Consider the following 24,257-nt stretch of genomic DNA (forward strand, 5'->3'; position numbering starts at 1 on the left):
TCCGCACCACCGTCTTCCATCCTGGGCCCTTCAGGACGCTCTCGGACGTCGAGTACGCGACGGCCGGCTGGGTCGACTGGTACAACAATCGGCGCCTCCACGGCTCCCTCGGGATGCTCACCCCGATCGAGTTCGAGACGCTCCACTACGAGGCCCTCAACCGAGAGCCCGAACCCGCAAAGTAGCGGCAGAGAACCCGGGGCGGTTCAGAGTTGATCCACCTCGACGGGCCCTGGGCCGGCCGGGAGGACGTCGAGGCCGCGACCGCGGACTGGGTCCACTGGTTCAACACCGAACGGCTCCATTCCATGCTCGACTACCAGACCCCTGCCGAGATCGAGGCCACACATTTCGCCGAGAACCAGACCATCGGCAACGCAGCCTGAATACAGAACAACCGTTCAGCCTCAACTAAACCCGGGATTTGACAGAGCTCCGCAGCGTCGATCCAGTCCTCAAGCTGACGGGGCTGGCGGGTGAGCCGGTCGAGGTCGTAGCAGATGATCGCGGTGAACCTGCCCGCGCGGTAGTCGGCAACCATGCGGTCGTAGTCGGGCCTCGACTTGGTCCGATCGGTTGCGCTCTTCGACTGGTCGACGTACGTCTCGACGACCTCCCACTGGCGGTAGTTCGCGAGCGCCTCGCACTGCTCGCGCTGCCGCTCGATCGCTAGCCCGTCCATCTCGCGATCCTGGGAGATCCGCAGGTAGACGGCGCACTTGCGTGGTGGCGTCGGGGCATGGCCGGTCGTGGGCATGCCCTCAGACTACGCGCAGACGTTACTTCTGTCCTGAACCCTTTTCACGGCGGCCTCACACGAGACCGGACGCGCATTAGCGCTTATGCACGCCGGTCAGGAGTAGGGACCAAGGAACTTCTCACCATTGAGGTGGATCATGTGCGTGGGATCTGACGCGCACCACGCTTCGGTCTCCCAGGCGAGGTCAGCCAGAAACCCGCGCATGGTGGGCCGGTCGGGAAAGCACGAGACGTAGACCAGACCAGCGGACGAGCCCGCAAAGAGGGTCTGGAGTTCGCCGTGGCGCTTGGCGTCGACTGGGCCGTGAGTGGACGCCGCCTCCATGAGGAACAACCAGTTCCTGTCCGGCTGGTAGACGACAAGATCGGGCAGCTTGCCGTGGGTGTCGACGATGACACCAAGGTCAGCCAGGCGATCGGCGTCGAAGTGTATGAGCTTCTCTTCGGCGTCGCCGATGTAGAGCACTTCGCCGCCAGGGACGAAATAGCCGCAGAAGTCGTCGATCATGGCCTTGATGAGGACGTTCTGGCCACCACCACCGAGTGTGAGCTCCTGACCGCCCGGTAGAGTCACGGGGATACGAGTCAAATTCCGAGCGGCCTGGTAGATGGACAGCAGACCGGGTGCCTGGACGAGGTACTGCTCGACGGCGTCCTCGAAGGCAGGCGTTCCGTACTGCTGGATCACCGCGAGGGCTTCGGGGTTCAGCCGATAGTTGTTGAGACGGGAGTTCGGCGGCCGACCCGGGTCGTCATCGTTGTAGACGACGAAGCCAGCGTCGCGAAACTGGTGCAGGGTCTGGCGACGGTAGGTCTCCCGGGTGTTCTCTGCGATGGGGTGGGCGAGCTGGAGGCGAATCCAGTCAAGGATCGCTCGCACCCCGAGCATCTCGTTGGTGGCCTGCGCCCAGGTATCACCCTCCTTGAGCTGTGTTAGAGCAAGAAGGGTTCGTGCACTGCGATCGTTTGAGCGGGCCTTACCGAACCCGAACGCCGCCAGGATCCTCTTGGCATCTTCGAGCATCGTCATGAGGCATCCTTCATGGGTTCGGTCGTAGCGAGCACTCGTTCGACGGCGGTATCGATCCGTTCTTGCTCTTGGCCAGACGTGTTGGCGAGCTGGCGTAGTTGATCGAGCGAGGGGAACCGCATCTGCCGAAGATCGGTGGCATTCACCTGCGTGTGCCCAGAGAAGACGCGGAAGTACCGGTCAAGCTGGCCGGAGTTGAGGAATATGGCAAGACCGGCCGCGACCTCAGGGTCGAGACCGTGCCCTGCCTCGTGGACGTAGTTCAGCTTGTTGTCGAAGGCGACGGGGGTAGCCGATGACCAGACACCGGCCACAACGCGGCGACGTTCCTCCTTGGCCGAGAATCGCTTGATAAGGACGTAGTCGCCACCGGGAACCAATAGCTTGGCGGCAGCCTCGGGCGACGCACAGAACCACTCCGGCTTCTTGGCCTGCACGGGATGTCGGGTGGTGCCACCGCGCACGTGGGTAGCGCTCACCATCGGGACACCCCCGTCGACCCGGTCGCGGGACAACAAGTCGCGCGACCGGAAGTCGACTACACGACCAGTGGAGACCGTGAGACCCAGGTCTGCCAGGGTGTGTTTGGCGTGGGTCATCATCCAAGCGACGGCGGCGGCGTCCGCGTCGGTGGCGGGGACATGGATGAAGTCGGCCGTGACGACATCGGCGTATGGCACGGTGCGCGAAGTCGGCTCGGTGATGTGATCTTGCGAGGTGAAGACGGTGACCTGCTCGGGGACGGCACCTCGCGTAGCCGACACGATGATCGACTCCTGGAGGACATCAGTGTCAGCGAAGACCTTGGATCGACTCTCGAAGGTGTGGATTGCATCGATCCCAGCGGCGCGCACGAACTCGTGCCGGAAGATCTCGTAGTACGTGCCGTTCATCCATGAGCGGGGGGTGATCGCGACCTGCTGACCGCCCTTGACGAGCAGCCGGAGCCCGAGCGCAAGGAAAGCCGCGTAGATGTTCGGTACCAGGACCCCAGCGCCGCGGAGGGCATTCTGGGTTTCGCTGCCGGAGCGCAGCTTGGCATAGGGCGGGTTCTGGATGACCAGGTCGAACCGCCGATCAGTCGACAGCGCCCACAGAACGAAGTCGTCTGCGATCAGCTCCGTAGTGACCCCCTCGATCCTCTCCAGGTCGGCCAGTGCCTCCCTGAGCGCGCCGTGCAGGACCGGATCGTCCTCTACAGCCACGACGTGAACGGGAACACCCGGGCGCTCGGTGCGTAGCCTGTCGACCAGGGCAGCCGACAGGGTACCGACGCCAGCCCCGGGGTCGAGGACGCAGATGGCGTCGGCCTCGGGGATACGAGGAAGTCCAGCGATAATGCGGGCTGCGAGATGGGGAGTGAAGTACTGCCCCCGAGCGGCTTGCTCTTGCGGCGCAAGGCTGGCCAAGGACGCGCGACGGCGGTCCTCAGCCCGGTCGAGCAGACCGCGAGTCACTTCGTACCGCCAGGTCCGCTCATCGCTGCGGGATTCCCGCGGAGGCAAGGGCGTATGTGCTTGAAGGAGAACTGCTCACTATCGGCGAGCGGCGCCACAGCCAGCAAGATCTGCTCTCGCAAGGTTCCCAGCGAACGGGAGAATATCTCGAACTCGGGGTCCCCACTTTTCACCCGGATCTGATCGATTCGAATGCTGTTCAACGCATCGAGGAACCGATCGACTGCCGCCCCCACCTCCGACAGAGCTTGACCTAGGTCAGACCCCTCGTCCGTAACCTGGGCGTTAAGCTCCCACAGCTTGGACCTAAGTGCTTGCACAGCCAGGAAGACGTCGCCTGGGAACTCACGGGAGTCCTCAAAGTACATAAAGCGATGCCCGTCGAGCCAGGCCAGGAGTTGCCGGGCCAAGTCGCGGCCTCGGCGCTCTTCTCCCAAGCGCAACAAGCTCTGTTCGAGGTCTAGGCCGACCAATCCCCGGATGCGCTCCTCGTGGGTGCGCTTCCAGTCAAGCAGGGTGGCAGGCGGGTGCATCTCCGGATCAGTGTCCACACGCGTGTGACAGTGCTTGCAGAGCCACACGGCATTGCCCGCATCGCCTCTCTTGAGCTTCGAGCCATCCGGCAACTTGACAACATCGTCCCGTCGCGGACCGCTGGGCGAGGCAGGCAAGATGTGCGCCGCCTCTGCGATCGAGCGTGGGCGACCGTCGCCGGTGCTAAAACCGGTGAGGCGCAGGCACTCGGGGTTCGAACAGATGTAGTGGGCACTCTTAGCGACGTGAGTACGGACAGCTGACGTGAAGTTGACTCTCTGCGACTCAGGTGCCATCACTTCTTACCGCCAGACGTAAGACCTGTCCGGAACTCGACCTCGTCTCCCTCGTACGCGATGATTACGCTCAATTCAGCAGCTAGCGCATCGCTTGATGAGGAGGTGAGCGATGAAGATTGGTCAAGCAGGTGGCGTTTGCGGAGTTCATGCGTGACCCAACTAAGGAGGCCCTTGCCGTAGATGGCATCGTCGCTTGGGGGTCTGCCTTCCGGCCAGAGATCCTCCGTGCGGGGCGCACCGCCATCGAGATATGTTCGGTTGGCGAAGCGGCGTTTCTCACGATGCTTTTTTCGCAGGTCTGCGTCGTGAGACTCAATTACAGCACTGCGAATATCGACTGCTTCAGCGAGAGGCAGTTGCGCCACCTTGGCGATGTGTGAAGCGGAAGCGTAGTACGCCTCCACGTCACATAACTCCGGGCAGAAGACCGCGATACCCTTCTCCTCGAACGGCCGAGCCCATTCGACCAGTTCTTCGCTCGTCAAAAAATCGCGGTCACGATGGATGATGACGCGCGGGGCCGAGTTCAGCATCTGCGCCATATCGTGAAACGCCTGCGCCGCGAACGAGTTGTTAATGCCATTGAATGTCGCAATTCTTACCGCATTGTGGTCGATTTCCAGCGAATCGAGTGCCAACTGGAGCAATCCGGGATTAGAATCCTCAGTATAGATGACGCAACTCGTGGAGTTGTCCAGCTGATCAAGAGCCCCAAGGTCAAGAAGGAGCGCGGTCAGCTCTCGTTGATCCGAAGATTCGACCACGCCATCTTTCATCCAGATCACACGAACGGTCGGAGATGCACCCGTCAGGAGGTGTCGGCTGTGGGTCGAGACAACAACCTTACAGTCAAATTCTTCGGATACCTTCTCTAGGGCAGCGCCCAGGCTCTGCTGCCGCGATGGGTGGAGATGGCTGTCCGGCTCATCCACGAGCAGCAACTTCGGTGAGAATAAAAGCACGTATGCGAATATCTGAGTGACTTGCAGGATTCCAGTTCCCCAAAGGTCGACGGGGAGATAGTCCCACCCGGACGGGTCCTCACCGGTTGCCATGCGAACGTTCACGTACAGGTCACGTTCGGCATCGAATTGGACATCAAAACTCACCGTCGAGTTCAGGACCTCACCAACCAGCTCTTCCAGTTTGCTCAGACGATCGCGTTCATCAATTAGGCGGATAATGTTGCGGAACACGAGATTCGCATCTCCACTGGCTGCTTTACGGAACACTGCCGCGTAGCCGCTCATTTCCTCGCGGTGTGGAACGCCTGCGAGCCCGGGGACGTATACGCTGAATAGCTTCTGTGGATCACTAATCAGTTGGCCGAACCCCGGAGCGACCCCCGAGCGGTCGACGCCAACGTTTCCGTGGTTACGAGCCTTGTACATCTCAATTCGATAATCGGCTTGATCGCCACTGCCAGCGGCGACACCCTCGAAATCGACGATGCCACGCTGACCGTTTGCTCGATTCTCGTATGGCCCGCCATGGCCGAGGAGAGTGAAGTCGGCCACGGGTGAATATCGAAGGCTCGTTTCTGCCACGACTCGCTGCCCCAAGTCCACAGAGGCTTGTGCGCAACTCACTGCAGTGTGGATAGCCTGAAGCACGCTGCTCTTACCTGAATTGTTACCGCCCACCAGGTAGGTAATTGGGCCGAGTTCGATCCTTGCATCCTCGAGCTTCTTAAAGTTTTGGATCCGCACTGCGTCGATCCGAAACGGCTCGTGGTCTACCGCTTCTGAGGACGCGTTGTATTCCTGGTCGGAGTCGAACTCGTCTACTGGGTGTTCTGTCACTTCTTGCCTCCTGACGTAAGCCCCGTCCTAAATTCGACCACGTCCCCATCGACCATGACGTAGTCCTTGCCCTCCATGCGCACGCGGCCGGCGGCGCGGGCATCGGCCATCGAGCCGTGCTGATCGAGGTCGGCGAAGGACACGATCTCGGCCTTGATGAAGCCCTTCTGGAAGTCGGTGTGGATGACGCCGGCCGCCTCGGGCGCGGTCGCCCCCTGCGGGATCGTCCACGCGCGGGATTCCTTGGGCCCGGCGGTGAGGTACGTCTGCAGCCCGAGAGTGGAGAAGCCCACGCGCGCCAGCTGGTCGAGGCCCGCCTCGTCCTGCTCGCTCATCTCGAGCATCTCCGCCGCCTCGTCGTCGTCGAGCTCGGCGAGCTCGGACTCGAACTTCGCATCGAGGAAGATCGCCTCGACCGGCGCCACGAGTGCGCGCAACTCGTCCTTCTTGGCCTCGTCGGCGAGCACGTCGTCGTCGACGTTGAACACGTAGAGGAACGGCTTGGTCGTCATGAGCTGGAGCTCGCGCAGCGGAGCGACGTCGAACTTCTCCGTGTGCATCGCCTGGTACAGCGTCCGCCCCTCCTCGAGGATCGCCTGCGCGGCCTGCATCGCGGCGAGCACCTCGGGCGCGGTCTTCTTCTGCTTGACCTCCTTCTCGATGCGCGGCGTGGCCTTCTCGATCGTCTGGAGGTCGGCGAGGATGAGCTCGGTGTTGATCGTGTCGATGTCGTCGGCCGGGCTGACCTTGCCGTCGACGTGCACCACGTCGGAGTCGGAGAACCCGCGGATCACCTGGCAGATCGCGTCGGCCTCGCGGATGTTGGCGAGGAACTGGTTGCCCAGCCCCTCCCCCTCCGAGGCGCCGCGCACGATCCCGGCGATGTCGACGAAGCTCACCGTCGCCGGCAGGATCTTCGCCGAGCCGAAGATCTCGGCGAGCCGGTTCAACCGGGGATCCGGCAGTTCGACCACGCCGATGTTCGGCTCGATGGTCGCGAACGGGTAGTTCGCCGCGAGCACCTGGTTCTTAGTCAGGGCATTGAACATGGTGGACTTGCCGACGTTGGGCAATCCGACGATTCCGATAGTAAGAGCCACGGTCACCCAGTCTAGCCGTCGTCGCGGTGACGTCTCACCTCCGGTCCGTCCGCGGTGCCGGTCACCTGCCGACGGGCCGATTGCCGCAGACCGCCACGGATCCGGGAACAACCCCTCGGCGCGGTGGCATCTGTGCAGGCGGTTCGGCCTCGATCTCGGAACCGTCCTCGTCCACCCCGTCGGCCCGTTCCCGAATCCACAGCGGTGTCGATGATCGTGTCGTTCTCATCCATGTCTGGACCATGACGTGAGCCACGGGCATGGGAACTGCGACGCCCATCATGGCAGAGCTGGTCATGGCCGAGCTGTCGCACGCGTCCCGGTGGGAGTGACCCGAATGCTCAGACCGGGTCACCCTGCACCGGGCCCTGCGTGTTCGGCTCCCAGCCGAGCGCCGGGGCCACGTGCTCGGCGAACGCCTCGAGGATGTGGAGGTTGAAGTCGACCCCGAGCTGGCTGGGGATCGTGAGCATCACCGTGTCGGCCGCCTGCACCGCGGCATCGGCCCGCAGCTGCTCGATGAGGACGTCCGGCTCGGCGGCGTAGGTCTTGCCGAAGGTCGAGCGGAAGCCGTCGATGACGCCGATCTGGTCCGCCGCCCCCTGGCCGCGCAGGCCGAAGTGCAGCCGGTCGTTCTCGTTGACGACGGGGAAGATGCTCCGGCTCACCGACACCCGCGGCGCCCCGGTGTGGCCGGCGTCCCGCCACGCCTCGCGGAACAGTGCGATCTGCTCGGCCTGGAGATCGGCGAACGCATCCCCGGTCGCCTCGGTGAGCAGGGTCGAGCTCATGAGGTTGACGCCCTGGGCGCCGGCCCATGCGGCGGTCTCCCGCGATCCCGCACCCCACCAGATCCGGCTCGCCAAACCCGGGGAATGGGGTTCGACGCGGAGCCTCCCGGTGCGGCCGAACTGCTCGGGGTCCGCCTTCGCGATCCCCTCGCCGCGCACCGCACGCATGAACAGATCGAACTTCTCCCGCGCGAGGTCCGCCGCGCGCGGGTCGGTCGACCCGGTGTAGCCGAACGCCTCCCAGCCGCGCAGCGCGGGCTCCGGTGATCCGCGGCTCACGCCGAGGGCCACCCGGCCGCCGGACAGCAGGTCGAGGGCGGCCGCCTCCTCGGCGAGGTACAGCGGGTTCTCGTAGCGCATATCGGGGTTGTAGCGTTGGAGTCATTGGCTACCGTCGTCTACAAGTACCTACACACTTGATCGGTGCTGCACGTTTCAGGGTCCGGGTGCGCGGCGTCCTGTCTGAGGTCCGCGATAGTGTCGCGCAGCACGGAGAGCTGCGCGATCTGCTGCTCGATCTCAGCGAGGCGCACGTCAAGCAGGTCGCGCACGTGCTCGCAGGGCGCATGGCCGCCGTCGCGGATGTCGAGGATCTGGCGGATCTGGGCGAGGGTGAGGCCCGCGGCCTGGCCGCGGTGGACGAAGTCGATCCGGGCGACCGTCTCGGGTGCGTAGTCGCGATAGCCGGACTGCGTGCGCTCGGCCGGCGGAAGCAGCCCCTGCCCCTCGTAGAAGCGGAGCGTCTTCGCCGTGGTGCCCGCGCGTTCGGCGAGTTCTCCGATGCGCATCGCGGCCTCCGATCGTTCGGCAGGAGCAGGCTTGACCTTCCCCTGCACTGGAAGGTCCAGTATGGCTGAGACAGAGCAGAAAGCCAAGGACTGACAGGAGCAGCGATGCCTACCAAGTACGACCTCGCCATCATCGGATCCGGAGGCGGAGCATTCGCCGCCGCCATCCGTGCGACCACGCTCGGCAAGTCGGTGGTGATGATCGAGCGCGGGACGCTCGGCGGCACCTGCGTGAACACCGGCTGCGTGCCGTCGAAGGCCCTCATCGCCGCTGCCGACACCCGTCACGTCGCCGCCGACGCTTCAGGCCGGTTCCCGGGGATCGCGGCGACGGCTGAGACAGTGGACATGCCTGCGCTGATCGCCGGGAAGCAGGCGCTGGTCGAGTCGCTGCGCGGCGAGAAGTACGCCGACGTCGCCGACTCCTACGGCTGGCAGGTCCGCCGCGGCGATGCATCGTTCGCCGGCGGCCCAGACGCCCCGGTACTGGAGATCATCGCCGGCGACGGGACGGTCGAGACCATCGAGGCCGACCACTTCCTGGTCGCGACTGGTTCTCGCCCGTGGGCTCCGCCGATCGACGGCCTGGAGGAGACCGGTTACCTGACCTCGACCACGGCAATGGAACTCGCTGAGGTTCCTGAGTCGTTGCTGGTGCTCGGCGGCGGCTACGTCGCCCTGGAGCAGGCGCAGCTGTTCGCTCGCCTCGGCTCGCAGGTCACGCTGCTGGTGCGGTCCCGGCTCGCCTCGAAGGAGGAGCCGGAGGTGTCCAAGGCGCTTCAGGAGGCGTTCGCCGACGAAGGCATCCGCGTCGTCCGCCGCGTGGTGCCCACCCGGGTCTCCCGCGGCACGGGAGGCGAGGCCGTCGTGACCGCCGACGTGTCCGGCGACTCGCAGGAGTTCCGCGCCGAGCAGGTGCTCGTCGCCCTCGGACGCCGTCCCGTCACCGATGGCCTGAACCTCGATGCGGTCGGGGTGAAGACCGGGGACTCCGGCGAGGTGGTCGTCTCCGACCGGCTGCGGTCCTCGAACCCGCGGATCTGGGCCGCGGGCGACGTGACCGGGCACCCCGAGTTCGTCTACGTCGCCGCCCACCACGGCACCCTCGTCGCCGAGAACGCGTTCGCCGACGCCGATCGTGCCGTCGACTATTCCCGCCTGCCGCGGGTGACGTTCACCGGGCCCGCGATCGGAGCGGTCGGGATGACCGAGAAGGAAGTGCTTGCTGCGGGGATCCGCTGCGATTGCCGCGTCCTGCCGCTGCACCACGTGCCCCGCGCGCTGGTCAACCGCGACACCCGCGGGTTCATCAAGATCGTCGTGAACGCCGACACGAACGAGATCCTCGGCCTGACCGCCGTCGCCAAGGACGCCGGAGAGCTCGCCGCCGCCGGTGTCCACGTGCTCGGCAAGACCGTCGCCGAGATCGCCGACGCCTGGGCTCCCTACCTGACGATGGCCGAGGGCATCCGGATCGCCGCGAAGGCCTTCACCACCGACCCGTCGCTGCTGTCGTGCTGCGCATGACCGGCAGCGCAGGCAATCGGGGAGATCTCATCCTGAAGAGGTGCAGACGACGAGCGCCGATCAGGACCGCGACGAACGGCGCGCCGGTCCCGTCGTCGCTGCAGGGACCGGACTGCTCTTGCTGGCATGCTGCGCGCTTCCGTTGCTGCTCTGTTGCGGCCTGCCGCTCATCGCGGCGGGCGGAGCACTCGCGGGCGTCGGTGGGCTCCTCGGTAACCCCTGGATCATCGGTGCCGGGATCGCCGTCGTGATGGCCGTCACGGCGGGGATGCTCGTCAGGTTAGGGCGGCGGCACCGAGGCCGCAGGACCGGCTGCTGCGAAAATCCTTCGACCGCTGATCGGAACCGGTAGCTCGAGCGGATCCAGCCATCATCGCCACCTCGGCCACTTCGGCACCCCGCGACCCTTCCACGTCTCCACGAGACCGGCGGCCGAGCGGACGGACGCGAAGAGCCCGTAGCCGGCCCCGGCGAGACCCACGGAGACCACGAGCCAGCGCCCGATGCCGAGCCAGATGCGCCCGTCCACGTCGAGCGCCCACTGAGCGCCCGTGATGAGACCGGCGATGCCCATCCAGAGCCCGGCGACGACCACGACCACCGGCAGCAGGGCGAGGCACATCGCAGCGGCGGCCGACCAGAGCTGACGCGCTTCGAGCTTCGCCGTCGCCGCCATCATCCGCTCGGCGCGCTCGTTCGAGGCGTCGAGGTTCGCGGTCATCGTGGCCGAGGCCTCCCCGGCGACCTGCTCGACGGCCTTCTCGACCCGCTCCTCAGTACGCTTCTCGATCCGCTGCACCGCGCCGCCGACCTGGCTCACAAGCTTCTGGTTCGTTGTGGCCTGCACCTTCAGACCCTCAATCGCCGAGGCCGTAGCCGCGCGATTCTTCTGCGCCTCCGCGACCAAGGTTCGCGACGCGGCGTTCAAGCTCTCGCCGTTGAGACTCTGCGCGAACTCGCCGAGCGTGCTCGCGATCTCGTTCTGCCTGCTCTCGATACTCGCGATCCTCGCGGACACGTCGCTGGAGGGCGAGGAGGTCGACGCCGGGGTCGTGATCCGCTCCAGCCGCCTCGTCGTCTCCTCGTCCATGACCTTCACGAACCCCGCGAGCTTCTTCTGCTGCTCGGTCAGCGTGGCAATCCTCGTATTCTGCGCCTCGACGGCGGCGAGGATCGAGGTCAACAGCTCCATCGTCTCCGGACTGCCGAGCGGCTGCGGCGACTGCACGGGCCCGTTCTGCTGCTTCAGCCTGTCGAGCGCTGCGCTCATGTTCCTGCTCCTCCTGCTGCTGGTGATAGTCGAAGAACGCCTGCGCGCCCTCCGGGGTGAAGTCCGCCGAGAGTGCGCTCGCGCGCTTGCGGCGCTCGGCGCGTCCGGACTCGCCGCGGCGGTCCTCGATGTAGAGCGTCCAGGTCTCCTGCCCGGCGCGCTTGCCCTTCTTGCTGACGGGGCTGTGCAACCGCATCCGCGGCACCCGCTCCCCGTCATCGCCGAGCTGCTGGTTCTGCTCCTCGATCACCGCTTCGAGACCGGCCTTGTCCACCGCACGGGGATCAGCCAGGGCGGCGCTCATCCGGTCGCCCATCTCGCGGTCGAGCCCGCCCTCGGCGAAGTCCTCGCGGCGCAGCTCCCAGTCCTTCGGCGCGTGCTCCAGACGCTTCACGACCGAGAGACCGTGCTCGCGCATGAGCTCGTCGTTCGCTGACTGAACGCCCCGCTGGTTCCCGGCCTTGCGGTCGTGGAACGTGCGATAGTCCGAGAGCGCCTTCCCCGTCCGATTGCTGTGGTTGATGACCAAGATGTGGTTGTGCGGCTTCTTCCCGCGTCCGTCCACATGGCTCACCACGAGGCAGTCCGCGTTGGGGTGCATCTTCTTCGCGAGCTGGTAACCCAGATCGTTCACCCGCTGCACGTCCTCAGGATTCTTTGGGTCGAACTCGTCGTCGCTGAACGACTGCCTGTAGTGCAGCGCCTCGACTTCGCGCTTCGTGTTCTGCGTCAGCGCCTGGGCACGCGCCGAGAACGCGCCAGGACCGCCTGGCACATCGCACGTGATCGCGACCCCGCGCTCGTCCTCCTTGCCCCGGATGTAGCTCTCGGTGTCCGCAGCGCTGGCACTCGGGCTGTAGTGGGTGGTGCTCATGAGGCCGTCCGATCTCCGAGCAGGGCGCGGATCTCGCGCAGCAGCTCGATCAGCTCGGGCACGTCCGCCGACAGCGCCACCGACTCACCGGCCCGTGCGCGGCGGTCCAGGTCGTTGATGTTGATGGCCAGCGGGCGCACCTGGGAGGCAAGCTCCCGAGCATCTGCCGATGCCTGCACGCGGCTCTCCACGTCGAGCAGATGTGCGGCCACGGCGGCATCCAGCTCTTCGGTCCGAGACGCATGGAGAGCGTCGCGCACCACGGTCCGCACCCACGTGCTCGGAGCCAGCCCGAGGCGATTCGCACGAGTGCGAATCGCCTCGAGCGTCTCCTCGCCGAAGCGGGTATCGAGCCGCCCGCCGCCGCCACGACGACGCTTCGCGCCGCCGTGATCCGGCCGCACAGCCTCCGCAGCATCCCGACCGGTGTTCACCTGGGAGTCGGTCTGCTGCTCCACCTGTACAGCCGGATGGCAAGCAGTAGCCGCGTCGGACACGGCGCTTCGCTTGTGTCCTCCTTGGCTAGCTTGCGAGGGGCCTCCGGCCCCCTCGACCCCCTGGTGATGCCCATCCAGTTCGGTGCTCATGCCGCACCTCCCTCAACCAATGCCAGCGGCACATCGGAGCTGCGCACCGCGAGCCCGCTCAAAAGCTCATCGACAGCCCCCTCCGCGTCGTGCTCGACTGCGCAATCGGGGCCATAGGTCAGTTCACGCCTGGCGCCGACGTACATCGATGAGACGCCCCGGTACGGCTGCCTCCATTCGTAGGGCTCGATCTTCCCGATGTGCTGCACGCGGTAACGGTTGATGTCATCGGCGCGGAAGACCTTCACGACCGAGGCCAGGCGGCGGATGAACTGGTCCAGAGCCTCGTCTACGTTGCCCTTCTGGCGGGCATAGTAGAAGAACTCGACCGGCTCAATGGTGGCCGTGATGACGATGAGGCGGGGGGCCACCTCGCCCTTGTTCTTGTAGCGGGCCTTCGCAGGCGAGGCGTTGTACGGATCGAGCAGCAGCAGCCAGTCGTTCGCATCCATCGCCGAGGCACGCAGATCATCGAGCAGGATGACCTCTTCGCCGCTCCAATCGTCGAGCGGATTCCCGGTCGCGGCGCGGTAGACCTGCCACCGCTCGCCGTGGACGTTCGCGGCATTGATCGCGGTCGCGACGAACTCCGAGGCGAACCGGGTCTTGCCGATCCCGGCATCCCCATGGACGAACACCACGTGCGTCGAGAACTCACCGGCGCGCAGCTTCGCCGCCGCCCGGTATGCGCGACGCTGGCCGTAGGCCGACAGCGCGTCGTCGATCTCCCGCTGATGCCGCGAGTAGATATCGAACAGCTCGTCCGTGAGCATGATCTGATCCCGCGTGATCTCACCTTGGAGAACGCGCTCCCGCATGTCCTCGAAGTTCTCGGCGACGATCTTCTTCTTCACGTGGGCGCGGCCCTTCAGCCACGTCTCCCGGCGCTGGGCGTCGATCCCGAGGTAGTCAGGCCCACGCACCGTGGCGACCTCCGAAGGCGCGTACTGGTGCTTGTCCGCGTACTTCACGTGCGTCAGATACGACAGCATGTTGTCGAAGGCGTACCGCCCGCGGCCAGGCTTCTCGACGTACTGGGGCTCGACGCCGATGCCGAACGCGAGCCGATCCAGCGGCGCACTCTTCGCACGGCTGGCGAACTTGATCACGGCGTGCAGGTGCTCGGGCTTCGGTTCGACCACCAGGGCCTTCTCCGTGTCACTCCAGACCTCGCGCTCGTCCTTGTCGTGCACGATGCCGTAGGCCTCGACGACCTGGCAGCCGGTGGCCTCGAGCCGCTGCACCACGTAGGCGAGGATCGCCTCGGCACCCTGCTGGAGCAGCGCGGCCCCGTTCGGGTCCTCGGCAGCCCAGGCCCAGTACGACGGATCGAGGTACTGCGTGAGCCCGATGCTCGTCGGGTTGTTCTCCTGCTTAGCCACGGCGACCACCCCCGCCGCGGGCGGCGCGGAGGGCCTCAGAGGGAGTGCGGCGCCTAAATGACCCCCTATTGACCCCCAAATGAGACCCCATATGATCCCGCGGGACCACGCGACGGAGCGAGGGCGGAACAGGCCGCTGACCAGGCATGTTGTTGCAAGGCGCGGCAATCGACAAGCCCTTGCCGCGCCCGTAGGAACGAATGGACTCTCCGAAACTCTTGGAGTGCGAAGCACGGCTGCGGACCGTCATCACGGCGATGGGCAGCCCGCCTTCGGCGGGTGCCAGGCCAGGCCCTCCGGGCGGGGTCAGGTCGGCGGGTGCGGTGCTGAGGTTGCGTGCGTCGGCGTGCATCAGCGACCACCGCCCCGGCCGTAGCGCTTGATGACAGCCTGATGCGTGACGCCGAGGGCGTCGCCGATCCTGGCCCAGGTCACCCCGTCGGCGCGGGCGTCGGCGACGGCGATCTCGACGGCCTCCTCCAGCACGGAGCGGAGCACGCCGAGGTCGTAGAGCTGGGCCTCGCCATCGGCGAGGGACGGGTCGCCCTGTCGCCAGCGGAAGCTGGTCAGGTGATCGAAGGCGGCGGAGTTCGCGCTCATCAGCGACCACCGCCCATCACGGCGGCGACGGCGGCGCGCTGTCGCGGCGTCAGCGGAGTGAGTGCCAGGCGCTCACCGGCTCGGCGACCGGCGGCGCGGGCGGCGGCGATGACGGGATCGAGCCCATCAGCATGCGGAACGGGAGACGAGTCCTGATCGAGAGCAGGGCAGTCAAGCGCGGATGCGCGGGGAACGTCGATAACGACAGACATCGGAAGTCCTCAGATATGAGTATCTTCCGGTTCCCCGCCACGGTAGTTGGGCTGTTTGACCGGCTACTCATCCGGGAGCAGAACCCCGCGCTTCTAAGTCGCGGCCCCGGTGGGATCTTCTTGTCTGCAACCACTCTCCCACGAGTCGACTCACCATTGCAATGACGAGTTGACTCATGAGTCAGTCGCGACGCGGCTCTATGCGAATGAGGTCGGGGTCGAACTTCACGTGACCGGGCGCGATGGGCTCGATGGTCACAGTCACCAGCTCGTCCACGAGCATCCGGCGGCGGTCTATGTCCAACGCCTTCCACTTCGACTCGACAACCTCGCGACGCTCCGCGGTGCCGACCGCCTCCTCCACGTCTGCCAGCAGCTTCGCCGCCACGGATACCGAGCGGTCGAGCAGCTCCGCGTCGATCTCGTCGATGCGGACCTTCACGTCGTTGATCGCCGCGGTGATCTCCAGGACCGGCTGATGGATGTCGCGCAGCAGCGGGCTCAGCTCCTTTACGCGCTCGACCAGGGCGTTCCGCTCGGTCAGCAGCTCCTCGCGGTCCGGCCCGTCGTCCTCCTGCGGCATCACGAGGTCGTGCACGTCCACCGACGACAGGCGGGTGAGCACTGCCTCGGTGACCATCGCATCGACGGGCTCGCGTTGGCGGGTGAGGTGGAACTGCTCGCCGCAGCGATACGTCGGCTGCTTGCGGCTGTTCGTCCCCGAGACGAGCGTCGCGCCGCACTTCCCGCACAGCCCGATCGTGGACAGGAGGTACTTCGGTTGGTTGCCCTGCCTCGCCGACCTCCGCACGTTGTCCTCCAGCTTCGCCACCGCAGCCCGCCATGTCTGTTCGCTGACGATGGGCGGGAACCCCGCGCCCTGCACCGGGTACAGCTCGCCCGAGGCGTAGTGCTTGATGTAGCCAGCGTAGAGCGGGTTCGCCAGCAGGTACCGCACGGCATCGACGGAGAACTCCGCCCCGCGCGCGGTCAGATGACCGGCGTTGTTCAGGTCCTCGCGGATGCGCCGGATCGACAGCGACGGCTCGCCGAGGAACGCGTCGAAGGCCCGCCGAATCGCGTCGGCCTCCTCCTCGATCAGCTCGCCCTCCCTTGTCCAGCCGAACGCCTTCCAGGTGGACGCCGGTATGCCCTCGGCGCGGCGGCGCTCGTTCGACCTGATCTGACGCTCGGCCTTGCGACGCGCCTCGAACCGCGCGAGAGCGGCAAGCATCGTCGCCCGGAACTCTCCGTCCGCCGTCGAGAGGTCGATCTCGCCGTCCACGGTGACGACCCGCAGACCGAGGTCGATCAGCGTGTTCAAGTCCTTCGTGCTGCGCAGCAACCGGTCCATGTCCACCGCGACGACCATCGAGAACCGACCCGCCCGGGCGTCATCCAGCATCTCGGCCCACCGGGTGCCAGCGCGGCGCTTCTTCGTCGCCGAGACCGCGTTGTCGTCGTAGACCTCGACGACCTCCCAGTCCTTCGCCTCGGCCAGCGCCCTGATCTTCCGCAACTGGGTCTCGACCGTCCACCGGTCGCCCTTGCGATCCATCGAAGCGCGGACGTACGCGGCGACCTCGTTCGTCTTCCTCAGCGATACCAGTTCAACCATGCAACCAAGCTTACGTGAACGGGTGTTGTAACCCTGACATGTGCTAGCGCATGTCGATGACCCCGGTGCCCACCTCGATCCCCGAGGTGCGGGTCGCGATCGCCGCGAGCAGTGGCATGGGTGACGCCGACTGGCGGGCGAAGTGGTGGACCCGGAAGTACGCTCCGTTGACACCGATCCCGTCCGCCTCGACCGCGATCTCCACGGCGTCGCGGGGCATCTGCGCGGCATCGGGTCACCGGGTCCGCGGCCGTGTCCGTAGTGGCCGAAGCTGAGGAATCCGAAAGCCTTCATGCCCGTCCCAACATGGTTGCGAGTTCAACTATTCCGATTCATGAGATCGCTCGGATCGGTGTTCGCCCCGCACAGCACGACGGCGACCTTCTCCCCCGCTGCCGGCCGGTACCCGCCGGGCCTGAGGATGCCGGCGAGCGCTGTGCCCGCCGCATGTTCGACGGCGAGGCGGTACTCGTCCCACAGGTGCTGCCGGGCGTCGACGATCGCCTCGTCGGTCACGAGCACCGACACCGCGCCACCGGAGCGCGCCGCCTGCAGCGCCGTGTCGGAGATGCGGCGCGCACCCAGGGAATCCGCCGCTACCGACTCCACGGCGACATCGACGGGCCGGCCTGCGGCGAGGGCAGCGGACAGCGCGCGGCAGTGCTCCGGTTCGACCGCCACCGTGCGGACGCCGAGGTGCCGCGCCGCGGTCGCCACCCCGGCGAACAGCCCGCCTCCGCCGACCGCGACGACGACGGTGTCGAGATCGGGGACCTGCTCGTGCAGCTCCGCCATGAGCGTGCCGGCGCCGGCCGCGATGAGCGGGTGATCGTAGGCGTGGGACTGCAGGGCGCCGGACTGCGCGGCGAACTCCTGGCAGGCGGCCTGCGCCTCGGCATATTCGTCTCCGATCTGCCGGACGTCCGCACCGTAACCGCGCAGGCGCTCGACCTTCACCGCAGGAGCGGTGGCGGGGAGGAACACCGTCGCCTGGACTCCCTGTTCCCGGGCCGCCCAGGCGCAGGCCAGTCCGGCGTTCCCGCCGGAGGCGATCGTCACTCCTGCCGCGGGCAGGGTCCCGGATTCGAGGTGCGCCTGGATGAAGTTCTGCGCGCCGCGGGCCTTGAACGACCCGGTGTGCTGGAGGTGCTCGAGGGCGAGGTGGAGCTCGAACGGTGCGCCGTCGGCAGCTCGGTGGTCGTCCGCTCGCGTCACCGCGAGCGGCCGCACGTGGGCGCCGATCCGGGCGCGCGCCGCGGTCACCTCCGCGAGGTCGAGTCCGCTCATCGTGCTGTCCCCTCTCGATCGTGCTCCCGGGTTCCATCCTGCCATCCGGCCCTGTGTCCGTGCCTCGTGGAACGCTTGCGACATGGACATCACCGCGCTCCTCATCACCGCAGTTCTCTTCCTCCTCGTCGGTGCCGCGCTCGGCTGGCTCATCGGTGCCGCACGCACCCGCAGCGGCTACGTCGGGCAGCTCGCCGAGGCGCGCACCGCCCAGCGCCTCCTCACCGACCGCACCGCCGTGCTCGAGGCCGACGCTCGGCTCGCCACCGAGCTCACCTCCGCCGTCGGTCCGCTCGCCGCCGGCGTCAAGAGCCTCCACACGGAGGTCGGTCGGCACGACCGCGAGCGGATCGAGCAGATCACCCGCCTGAGCACGCAGATCGCCGCTCTCACCGAGCAGAACCAGCGGCTCCAGGAATCCACCGGGCGGCTGTCGACCGCACTCCATTCGACGGCGGCCCGCGGCTCCTGGGGCGAGGTGCAGCTGCGCCGCATCGTCGAGTACTCCGGCATGCTCCCCCACGTCGACTTCGATACGCAGGTGAGCGTGAGCCTCGCCGGCGATGGTACGCGCGGCTCTTGTCCGGACCTCGTCGTGCACATCCCCGGCGGCGGCACGATCGTCGTCGACGCGAAGACGCCGCTCTCCGCCCGGCTGAGGTCCGGGGAGGAGGCGCCGACCCAGGGGGCGGGCGACGATCATGCCCGGGCCCTGCTCCGCCACGTCGATCAGCTCGCCTCGAAGGAGTACTGGGCGCTGTTCGACACCGCCCCGGAGTTCGTCGTGTGCTTCGTCCCCACCGACGGTCTGCTCTCCGAGGCAGCCGCGGCCTACCCGCAGCTCATCGACCGGGCGCTGGCGAAGAACGTCGTGCTCGCCTCCCCGTCGACGCTGCTCGTCCTCCTCAAGACCGTCGCGCTCAACTGGCGCCAGCACGAGATCAGCACCTCGGCGAAGGAGGTCATGCGGCTGGGTCGTGAGCTCTACGAGCGCACCGGTCTGCTCGGCGAGCGGCTCGCCCGCCTGGGCGGGAGCCTCGACAAGGCCGTCGCGGAGTACAACGGGTTCATCGGCTCCTTCGAGTCCCGCTTCCTCGTCACCGCCCGGAAGTTCCCGGCCACCGGGGTCGTGCAGGACGAGCTCGCTGCATTCGATCAGCTCGACGGGCAGACCCGCGGGATCAGCGCCGCCGAACTCGCCTCTCCCCCGGAGCTGCGCGAGGGCGGTCCCAGCCGGGGTGGAGGTGATGCCCGGCGAAGCGCGTGATCGCAGGCGGAGCTCCGGGTGCGTGCCCGAGCGTTCAGTGGGCGGTGGCCCCGAGGTGTTCGCTCAGACAGGGCCGGTGCCGGTATCTGGGCCCGTGGGCGTGCGCCGGCGCCGGCACCGCATGAGAACGAACGCACCGGCCGCGAGGCCAGCGAGCACGACGGCCACGGCTCCGATCACCGCCATGATGCTCGGGGAGATCGCGAAGCCGGCCGCTCCGTCCTGCGCACCGGGGCCGGATCCGGCGCAAAGACGGGCTCCGGCGGCTGACCTTGACGTGATCACGCTATGAACCGGCGATGAATCGCAGATGATAAGCGGATGAGAACGTTCTCATCCGCGGTCGGAGGAGCCGGGACTCAGCGCAGCTCGTGGTCCCGGTCGGCGCCGTTCCTCTTGTTCGAGGTCTCCTGTCCGGCGGCCTTGAGATCCTTGCGGAGCTCGCGCGGGAGCGAGAACATCAGGTCCTCCTCCGCGGTGCGGATCTCCTCGACGGCGTCGAAGCCGTAGTCGGAGAGCAGGCGCAGGAGGTCCTGCACCAGGGTCTCCGGGACGCTCGCCCCGCTCGTCACACCGACAGTCGCGACGTCGTGGAACCAGGACTCGTCGACCTCGCGGGCGAAGTCGACGCGGTAGGCGGCCTTCGCCCCGTGCTCGAGCGCGACCTCGACGAGGCGCACCGAGTTCGAGGAGTTCGCCGAGCCCACGACGAGCACGAGGTCGGCGTCGGGGGCGACCTTCTTCACCGCGACCTGGCGGTTCTGGGTCGCGTAGCAGATGTCGTCGCTCGGCGGGTCCTGCAGGGAAGGGAACCGCTCGCGCAGGATGTTCACCGTCTCCATGGTCTCGTCGACGCTCAGGGTGGTCTGCGAGATCCACACGAGCTTCTCCGGGTTCTCCACCGTCACGGTGCGCGCCTCGGCGGGGTTCTGCACGAGGGTGATGTGCTCCGGCGCCTCGCCCATCGTGCCCTCGACCTCCTCGTGGCCGGCATGGCCGACGAGCAGGATCGAATAGCCGTCGCGGGCGAACCGGACCGCCTCGCGGTGGACCTTGGTGACGAGCGGGCAGGTCGCGTCGATCGTCGACAGGCCGAGCGCCTCGGCCTCCCGGTGGACCTGCGGGGACACGCCGTGGGCGGAGAACACGACGCGCTCGCCGGCGGGCACCTGGTCGGTCTCGTCGACGAAGATCGCCCCGCGGGCCGACAGCGTGTCGACGACATGGCGGTTGTGGACGATCTCCTTGCGGACGTAGACCGGGGCGCCGTAGTGGTCGAGCGCGCGCTCGACGGCGATGACGGCGCGGTCCACCCCGGCGCAGTAGCCGCGCGGGGCGGCGAGCAGCACCTTCTTCTCCACTCCCTCGGGGGACCGGATCTCGGAGGGCTCCAGCCGCTTGCGCGGCATGGCGGGCACGGGAACAGTCACGGTAGAAGTCACCCGACCAGTCTAGGGAAGGAACCTGAGCACCTCCACCGAGCCGACGCCGGGGCGGGTCCTGCGCGCGACGGGGCGAGCGGGCGCCCGTGTCCGTGCCGGGCACTAGACTCGGCGCAGACACCGAACGAGAGGGCAGGGAGATGGTGCAGAGGATCTCGGGCACCCCGGGGACGCTGGGCGCGGACGTGCCCCGCGAGCGGGCGCGGACCGCCGCGGAGACGAGCCCGGACAACCCCTGGCCGCTCAGCCTGCTCAGCCGCAACATCAAGACCTACATCGACCGGATGTCCGCCGTCTGGATCGAGGGACAGGTCATCGAGCTCAACCGCCGCGGCAAGGCGAGCTATCTCACACTGCGCGACGTCGACGAGGAGATGTCCCTGCCGGTGCAGGTGTGGAACTCCGTGCTCGAGCGGATCGACGCCCCGCTGTCGGAGGGCGCACGGGTGGTCGTCAACGTCAAGGCCGACTTCTGGCTCAAGGCCGGCCGGCTCACCATGCGCGCCAACGACATCAGGCCGGTCGGCCTCGGGGAGCTGCTCGCACGCCTCGAGAAGCTCCGCCGCCAGCTCGGCGCGGAGGGCCTGTTCGCTCCCGAGCGCAAGCAGCGCCTGCCGTTCCTGCCGAACCGGATCGGGCTCATCACCGGGCGCAACTCGGATGCGGAGAAGGACGTCATGCGCAATGCCGCGCTGCGCTGGCCGGCCGTCGCGTTCGAGGTCCGCACCGTCGCCGTGCAGGGGCCGGACGCCGTCCCGCAGGTGCGGGCGGCGCTCGCGGAGCTCGATGCCCTGCCGGAGGTCGACGTCATCGTCATCGCGCGCGGCGGCGGCAGCCTCGAGGATCTCCTCCCCTTCTCCAACGAGTCGCTCATCCGGGCGGTCGCGGAGGCTCGCACGCCGGTGGTGTCGGCGATCGGTCACGAGGCCGACCGGCCGATCCTCGACGAGGTCGCCGACCTCCGCGCCTCCACCCCGACGGACGCCGCGAAACGGATCGTGCCGGACATCCACGAGGAGCGGATGAACCTCCTCCAGGCCCGGGCAGCGCTCGACGGCGCGATCGACCGGCTGCTGCGCCGCGAGTCCGAGGCGCTCGCCGCGGTCCGCTCCCGGCCGGTGCTCGCCCACCCAGAGTCGATGATCGGCACCCGGGCCCAGGACGTCGAGGCGCTGCGCGCCCGCGCCTGGCAGTCCGGGAGTGCGGCGGTCCGCCACGCCTCGGCCCAGATCGAGCACCTGCGGACACAGGTGCGCTCCCTGTCCCCGCGCAACACGCTCGCCCGCGGCTACGCCGTCGTGCAGACCGCCGACGGTGCGGCCGTACGGTCCTCGGCGGAGCTCGCCGCCGGGCAGGCCGTGCGCGTCCGGGTGGCCGAGGGCGGCTTCGCGGCCCAGATCACCGAGGTCCACCCCGAACCCGATCACCACACCGCAGCCCGTTCCGGCACAGGAGGAGAACCCGCATGAGCGAGACCACGACGAATACCCCGGACGCCGCGGGCGCGGGCTCCGCGGAGCCCGACATCGCGGACCTGAGCTACGAGGAGGCGCGGGCCGAGCTCGTCGCTGCCGTCACCCGTCTCGAAGCCGGCAACCTGCCGCTCGAGGAGTCGCTGCGGCTGTGGGAGCGCGGCGAGGCGCTCGCCGACCGCTGCCAGGCCTGGCTCGACGGCGCCCGTGAGAAGCTCGAGACCGCGAAGGCGAAGCGCGCCGACACCGAGGGCTGAGGACTCCGAGGACTGAGAGCGGTCCGCGCACGCCGCCGCTCAGGCGCCCTCGACGATCTCCGTGGCGAAGCGGTCGTAGGTCTCCCAGGCGGCGGTGCCCTTGAGGACGACGGTCGTGCCGTCGACCTCGCCGACGAGCGCCTGGTCGCCGCGGGAGTTCTCATAGGCGGTGAAGGTCTGCCCGGCGATCTCGCGCGTGCCGGACTCGGACAGCTCGTCGGTCACCATCGAGCGCACCCAGTTGTCGTTGCCCTGCGACTGCCGCAGCGACATCCATTCGCGCTCCGGGCCCACCCAGGACACGTACCAGGTCTCCACGGCCGGGGTGCCCATGGGCTCGAGGTTCGCCTCGTTGCTCGTCCACCCCTCGGGGAGCGCGGGCACGGCGAGGGTGAAGTCGGCCGAGGTCTGGGCGGACTGCGCCATCCCGACGTAGTCGACCTCTCGGGTGAGCTCCATCTCCGGACGCGGCACGAAAGCGAACGCGACGAGGACCGCGGCCAGGCAGACGCCGAGCGCGATCACCATGTTCACCCAGTTGGACGACATCCGGATGCGCCGCATCTCCTCGCGCGAACCGGGCTGCACCGGGACTCTTCCTGTGTCACTCACCCGGCCATTGTCCCGTGTCGCGGGCACCGGTCCAAACCGGGGAAGCACCGAACCGATGCCGGGGCGGTGGTTGCCCGGCCCGCGCGGGTGGCACAATGAGCCTATGAGTGAGACGACGCCGTCAGAGACCCCAGCCCAGACCGAGAAGGCGCACCACGGCGGAGGCCGTGCCGAGACCCCGCCCGTCGCGGTCACCGACTCCTGGACCCAGAAGCTCCGGGACGCCGAGGGCGGGCCCGACCGCAACCTCGCCCTCGAGCTCGTCCGCGTCACCGAGGCCGCGGCGATCGCCGCCGCCCCGTGGGTGGGACGCGGCGACAAGCTCGCCGCCGACGGCGCCGCCGTCGCCGCGATGCGCAACGTCATCTCCACCGTCCGGATGGACGGCACCGTCGTCATCGGCGAGGGTGAGAAGGACGAGGCGCCGATGCTCTTCAACGGCGAGTCCGTGGGCGATCGCCAGGGGCCCAAGTGCGACGTCGCCGTCGACCCGATCGACGGCACCACGCTCACCGCCAAGGGCATGCCCAACGCGATCTCCGTCATGGCGGTGAGCGAGGGCGGCGCGATGTACGACCCGTCCGCCGTGTTCTACATGGAGAAGCTCGTCACCGGCCCCGAGGCCGCCGACGCCATCGACCTGCGCCTGCCGGTGGCGGAGAACATCCGCCGGGTGGCCAAGGCCAAGGGCCAGCGCACCGACATGTCCTCGGTCACCGTCGTCATCCTCGACCGCCCGCGCCACGCGCAGCTCATCGACGAGGTGCGGCAGGCCGGCGCCCGCATCCGCCTCATCAGCGACGGCGACGTCGCCGGGGCGATCGCCGCGTGCCGCCCCGGTTCGGGCATCGATATGCTCATGGGCATCGGCGGCACCCCCGAGGGCATCATCACCGCGTGCGCGATCAAGGCGCTCGGCGGCGTGATCCAGGGCCGCCTGTGGCCGCAGTCGGACGAGGAGCGGGAGAACGCGGAGGCCGCCGGCCTCGAGCTCGGCGCCGTGCTCAACACCGATGACCTCGTGACCGGCGACAACACGTACTTCGTCGCCACCGGCATCACCGAGGGCGACCTCATCGAGGGTGTGCGCTACGAAGGACGGCGGGTGCTCACCCACTCGCTCGTCATGCGCTCGAAGTCCGGCACCGTGCGCAACGTCTACGCCGAGCACCAGCTCGAGAAGACCCACTCCTACGTCGAAGCCGCGGAGGAGGCCGCGCGCCGTGGCCTCGTCTGATCCGCGATCCGGCTCCCCGGAACGGGCAGCGCCCGGATCCGCGAGCGCACCGC

At 67.6% G+C, this 24,257-nt stretch carries 22 protein-coding genes and 4 pseudogenes; 7 read left to right on the top strand and 19 right to left on the bottom strand.

Going from position 1 to position 24,257, the window contains the following annotated elements:
* Positions 1-62 precede the first annotated feature (62 nt).
* Together MTQ12_RS12400 and MTQ12_RS12405 are read left to right on the top strand one after the other, a co-directional pair.
* Positions 63-166, top strand: a pseudogene (locus tag MTQ12_RS12400) (integrase core domain-containing protein); the annotation flags it as partial.
* A 67-nt stretch (positions 167-233) separates the two neighbouring features.
* Positions 234-386 (top strand): annotated as a pseudogene (locus MTQ12_RS12405) (integrase core domain-containing protein); the annotation flags it as partial.
* On the opposite strand, the gene MTQ12_RS12410 reads toward MTQ12_RS12405, so the two are convergent.
* The 8 genes from MTQ12_RS12410 to MTQ12_RS12445 all read right to left on the bottom strand — a co-directional run bounded on the left by MTQ12_RS12410 (position 317) and on the right by MTQ12_RS12445 (position 8,560).
* On the bottom strand, positions 317-757 hold the full coding sequence (locus tag MTQ12_RS12410; protein WP_247618853.1) for a recombinase family protein: 441 nt from the start codon (positions 755-757) through the stop codon (positions 317-319). The pseudogene MTQ12_RS12405 and the gene MTQ12_RS12410 sit on opposite strands and share 70 nt — an antisense overlap.
* Before the next feature lie 96 nt (positions 758-853).
* Positions 854-1,789, bottom strand: a complete 936-nt coding sequence (locus MTQ12_RS12415) for a BsuBI/PstI family type II restriction endonuclease (RefSeq protein ID WP_247618854.1) — start codon at positions 1,787-1,789, stop codon at positions 854-856.
* Positions 1,786-3,246 (bottom strand): Eco57I restriction-modification methylase domain-containing protein, encoded by a 1,461-nt coding sequence (locus MTQ12_RS12420; RefSeq protein ID WP_247618855.1) that lies wholly within the window; start codon positions 3,244-3,246, stop codon positions 1,786-1,788. The genes MTQ12_RS12415 and MTQ12_RS12420 overlap by 4 nt, the downstream gene beginning before the upstream one ends.
* A complete protein-coding gene (locus tag MTQ12_RS12425) occupies positions 3,243-4,076 on the bottom strand; it encodes an HNH endonuclease signature motif containing protein (RefSeq protein WP_247618856.1) in 834 nt (277 codons plus the stop codon). The genes MTQ12_RS12420 and MTQ12_RS12425 overlap by 4 nt, the downstream gene beginning before the upstream one ends.
* Positions 4,076-5,881, bottom strand: coding sequence for an ATP-binding protein (locus MTQ12_RS12430; RefSeq protein ID WP_247618857.1), 1,806 nt, complete (start codon positions 5,879-5,881; stop codon positions 4,076-4,078). The genes MTQ12_RS12425 and MTQ12_RS12430 overlap by 1 nt, the downstream gene beginning before the upstream one ends.
* Complete coding sequence (ychF, locus tag MTQ12_RS12435) at positions 5,878-6,981, bottom strand: redox-regulated ATPase YchF (RefSeq protein ID WP_247618858.1); 1,104 nt, start codon at positions 6,979-6,981, stop codon at positions 5,878-5,880. The genes MTQ12_RS12430 and ychF overlap by 4 nt, the downstream gene beginning before the upstream one ends.
* Before the next feature lie 341 nt (positions 6,982-7,322).
* Positions 7,323-8,132, bottom strand: coding sequence for an LLM class flavin-dependent oxidoreductase (locus MTQ12_RS12440; protein ID WP_247618859.1), 810 nt, complete (start codon positions 8,130-8,132; stop codon positions 7,323-7,325).
* 38 nt (positions 8,133-8,170) lie between these two features.
* Positions 8,171-8,560 (bottom strand): heavy metal-responsive transcriptional regulator, encoded by a 390-nt coding sequence (locus MTQ12_RS12445; protein ID WP_006215441.1) that lies wholly within the window; start codon positions 8,558-8,560, stop codon positions 8,171-8,173.
* 105 nt (positions 8,561-8,665) lie between these two features.
* On the opposite strand from MTQ12_RS12445, the gene merA reads away from it, so the two are divergent.
* Positions 8,666-10,087, top strand: a complete 1,422-nt coding sequence (gene merA / locus MTQ12_RS12450; protein ID WP_006215442.1) for a mercury(II) reductase — start codon at positions 8,666-8,668, stop codon at positions 10,085-10,087.
* A 370-nt stretch (positions 10,088-10,457) separates the two neighbouring features.
* Here merA and MTQ12_RS15260 read toward each other — a convergent pair whose 3' ends face one another.
* The 9 genes and pseudogenes from MTQ12_RS15260 to MTQ12_RS12490 form a co-directional block, all read right to left on the bottom strand.
* Positions 10,458-11,357, bottom strand: coding sequence for a hypothetical protein (locus MTQ12_RS15260; protein WP_040004151.1), 900 nt, complete (start codon positions 11,355-11,357; stop codon positions 10,458-10,460).
* A 352-nt stretch (positions 11,358-11,709) separates the two neighbouring features.
* Positions 11,710-12,231: pseudogene (locus tag MTQ12_RS15265) on the bottom strand (relaxase/mobilization nuclease domain-containing protein); the annotation flags it as partial.
* A complete protein-coding gene (locus tag MTQ12_RS12465) occupies positions 12,228-12,818 on the bottom strand; it encodes a hypothetical protein (protein ID WP_101589928.1) in 591 nt (196 codons plus the stop codon). The pseudogene MTQ12_RS15265 and the gene MTQ12_RS12465, both read right to left, overlap by 4 nt.
* Positions 12,815-14,209, bottom strand: coding sequence for a Rep family protein (locus MTQ12_RS12470; protein WP_348983881.1), 1,395 nt, complete (start codon positions 14,207-14,209; stop codon positions 12,815-12,817). The genes MTQ12_RS12465 and MTQ12_RS12470 overlap by 4 nt, the downstream gene beginning before the upstream one ends.
* 342 nt (positions 14,210-14,551) lie before the next feature.
* Positions 14,552-14,800, bottom strand: a complete 249-nt coding sequence (locus tag MTQ12_RS12475; RefSeq protein WP_006215448.1) for a hypothetical protein — start codon at positions 14,798-14,800, stop codon at positions 14,552-14,554.
* Positions 14,800-15,012, bottom strand: a complete 213-nt coding sequence (locus MTQ12_RS15270) for a hypothetical protein (RefSeq protein WP_006215449.1) — start codon at positions 15,010-15,012, stop codon at positions 14,800-14,802. Before MTQ12_RS15270 ends, MTQ12_RS12475 begins: the two co-directional genes overlap by 1 nt.
* A 181-nt stretch (positions 15,013-15,193) precedes the next feature.
* Complete coding sequence (locus MTQ12_RS12480) at positions 15,194-16,630, bottom strand: recombinase family protein (protein WP_247618863.1); 1,437 nt, start codon at positions 16,628-16,630, stop codon at positions 15,194-15,196.
* A gap of 46 nt (positions 16,631-16,676) precedes the next feature.
* Positions 16,677-16,924, bottom strand: a pseudogene (locus MTQ12_RS12485) (LLM class flavin-dependent oxidoreductase); the annotation flags it as partial.
* 24 nt (positions 16,925-16,948) lie between these two features.
* A complete protein-coding gene (locus MTQ12_RS12490) occupies positions 16,949-17,917 on the bottom strand; it encodes a threonine/serine dehydratase (protein WP_247618864.1) in 969 nt (322 codons plus the stop codon).
* Positions 17,918-17,999: 82 nt separating this feature from the next.
* Here MTQ12_RS12490 and MTQ12_RS12495 point away from each other — a divergent pair, with 82 nt between their 5' ends.
* Positions 18,000-19,184 (top strand): DNA recombination protein RmuC, encoded by a 1,185-nt coding sequence (locus MTQ12_RS12495; RefSeq protein WP_247618865.1) that lies wholly within the window; start codon positions 18,000-18,002, stop codon positions 19,182-19,184.
* A gap of 359 nt (positions 19,185-19,543) precedes the next feature.
* Here the strand turns inward: MTQ12_RS12495 and MTQ12_RS12500 are convergent, their stop codons facing one another.
* Positions 19,544-20,602: a 4-hydroxy-3-methylbut-2-enyl diphosphate reductase gene (locus MTQ12_RS12500; protein ID WP_247618911.1), complete on the bottom strand. Its 1,059-nt coding sequence runs from the start codon at positions 20,600-20,602 to the stop codon at positions 19,544-19,546.
* A 164-nt stretch (positions 20,603-20,766) separates the two neighbouring features.
* Here MTQ12_RS12500 and xseA point away from each other — a divergent pair, with 164 nt between their 5' ends.
* Positions 20,767-22,095, top strand: a complete 1,329-nt coding sequence (gene xseA, locus MTQ12_RS12505; protein ID WP_247618866.1) for an exodeoxyribonuclease VII large subunit — start codon at positions 20,767-20,769, stop codon at positions 22,093-22,095.
* Positions 22,092-22,355, top strand: coding sequence for an exodeoxyribonuclease VII small subunit (locus MTQ12_RS12510; protein WP_247618867.1), 264 nt, complete (start codon positions 22,092-22,094; stop codon positions 22,353-22,355). Before xseA ends, MTQ12_RS12510 begins: the two co-directional genes overlap by 4 nt.
* Positions 22,356-22,394: 39 nt before the next feature.
* Here MTQ12_RS12510 and MTQ12_RS12515 read toward each other — a convergent pair whose 3' ends face one another.
* A complete protein-coding gene (locus MTQ12_RS12515; RefSeq protein ID WP_247618868.1) occupies positions 22,395-22,967 on the bottom strand; it encodes a DUF4245 domain-containing protein in 573 nt (190 codons plus the stop codon).
* A gap of 103 nt (positions 22,968-23,070) precedes the next feature.
* Here MTQ12_RS12515 and glpX point away from each other — a divergent pair, with 103 nt between their 5' ends.
* Complete coding sequence (gene glpX / locus MTQ12_RS12520; protein ID WP_137319250.1) at positions 23,071-24,204, top strand: class II fructose-bisphosphatase; 1,134 nt, start codon at positions 23,071-23,073, stop codon at positions 24,202-24,204.
* The last annotated feature ends 53 nt before the right edge of the window (positions 24,205-24,257 follow it).

The sequence above is a fragment of the Brevibacterium sp. R8603A2 genome, assembly GCF_023072605.1.
Lineage (GTDB): Bacteria > Actinomycetota > Actinomycetes > Actinomycetales > Brevibacteriaceae > Brevibacterium > Brevibacterium pityocampae.

Excerpts from the sequence above, each read along its gene's own strand:
- MTQ12_RS12410 (WP_247618853.1), bottom strand. The coding sequence starts at position 757 with ATGCCCACGACCGGCCATGCCCCGACGCCACCACGCAAGTGCGCCGTC.
- MTQ12_RS12415 (WP_247618854.1), bottom strand. The coding sequence starts at position 1,789 with ATGACGATGCTCGAAGATGCCAAGAGGATCCTGGCGGCGTTCGGGTTC.
- MTQ12_RS12425 (WP_247618856.1), bottom strand. The coding sequence starts at position 4,076 with ATGGCACCTGAGTCGCAGAGAGTCAACTTCACGTCAGCTGTCCGTACT.
- MTQ12_RS12440 (WP_247618859.1), bottom strand. The coding sequence starts at position 8,132 with ATGCGCTACGAGAACCCGCTGTACCTCGCCGAGGAGGCGGCCGCCCTC.
- MTQ12_RS12445 (WP_006215441.1), bottom strand. The coding sequence starts at position 8,560 with ATGCGCATCGGAGAACTCGCCGAACGCGCGGGCACCACGGCGAAGACG.
- merA (WP_006215442.1), top strand. The coding sequence starts at position 8,666 with ATGCCTACCAAGTACGACCTCGCCATCATCGGATCCGGAGGCGGAGCA.
- MTQ12_RS15260 (WP_040004151.1), bottom strand. The coding sequence starts at position 11,357 with ATGAGCGCAGCGCTCGACAGGCTGAAGCAGCAGAACGGGCCCGTGCAG.
- MTQ12_RS12465 (WP_101589928.1), bottom strand. The coding sequence starts at position 12,818 with ATGAGCACCGAACTGGATGGGCATCACCAGGGGGTCGAGGGGGCCGGA.
- MTQ12_RS12475 (WP_006215448.1), bottom strand. The coding sequence starts at position 14,800 with ATGAGCGCGAACTCCGCCGCCTTCGATCACCTGACCAGCTTCCGCTGG.
- MTQ12_RS15270 (WP_006215449.1), bottom strand. The coding sequence starts at position 15,012 with ATGTCTGTCGTTATCGACGTTCCCCGCGCATCCGCGCTTGACTGCCCT.
- MTQ12_RS12480 (WP_247618863.1), bottom strand. The coding sequence starts at position 16,630 with ATGGTTGAACTGGTATCGCTGAGGAAGACGAACGAGGTCGCCGCGTAC.
- MTQ12_RS12490 (WP_247618864.1), bottom strand. The coding sequence starts at position 17,917 with ATGAGCGGACTCGACCTCGCGGAGGTGACCGCGGCGCGCGCCCGGATC.
- MTQ12_RS12495 (WP_247618865.1), top strand. The coding sequence starts at position 18,000 with ATGGACATCACCGCGCTCCTCATCACCGCAGTTCTCTTCCTCCTCGTC.
- xseA (WP_247618866.1), top strand. The coding sequence starts at position 20,767 with ATGGTGCAGAGGATCTCGGGCACCCCGGGGACGCTGGGCGCGGACGTG.
- MTQ12_RS12510 (WP_247618867.1), top strand. The coding sequence starts at position 22,092 with ATGAGCGAGACCACGACGAATACCCCGGACGCCGCGGGCGCGGGCTCC.
- glpX (WP_137319250.1), top strand. The coding sequence starts at position 23,071 with ATGAGTGAGACGACGCCGTCAGAGACCCCAGCCCAGACCGAGAAGGCG.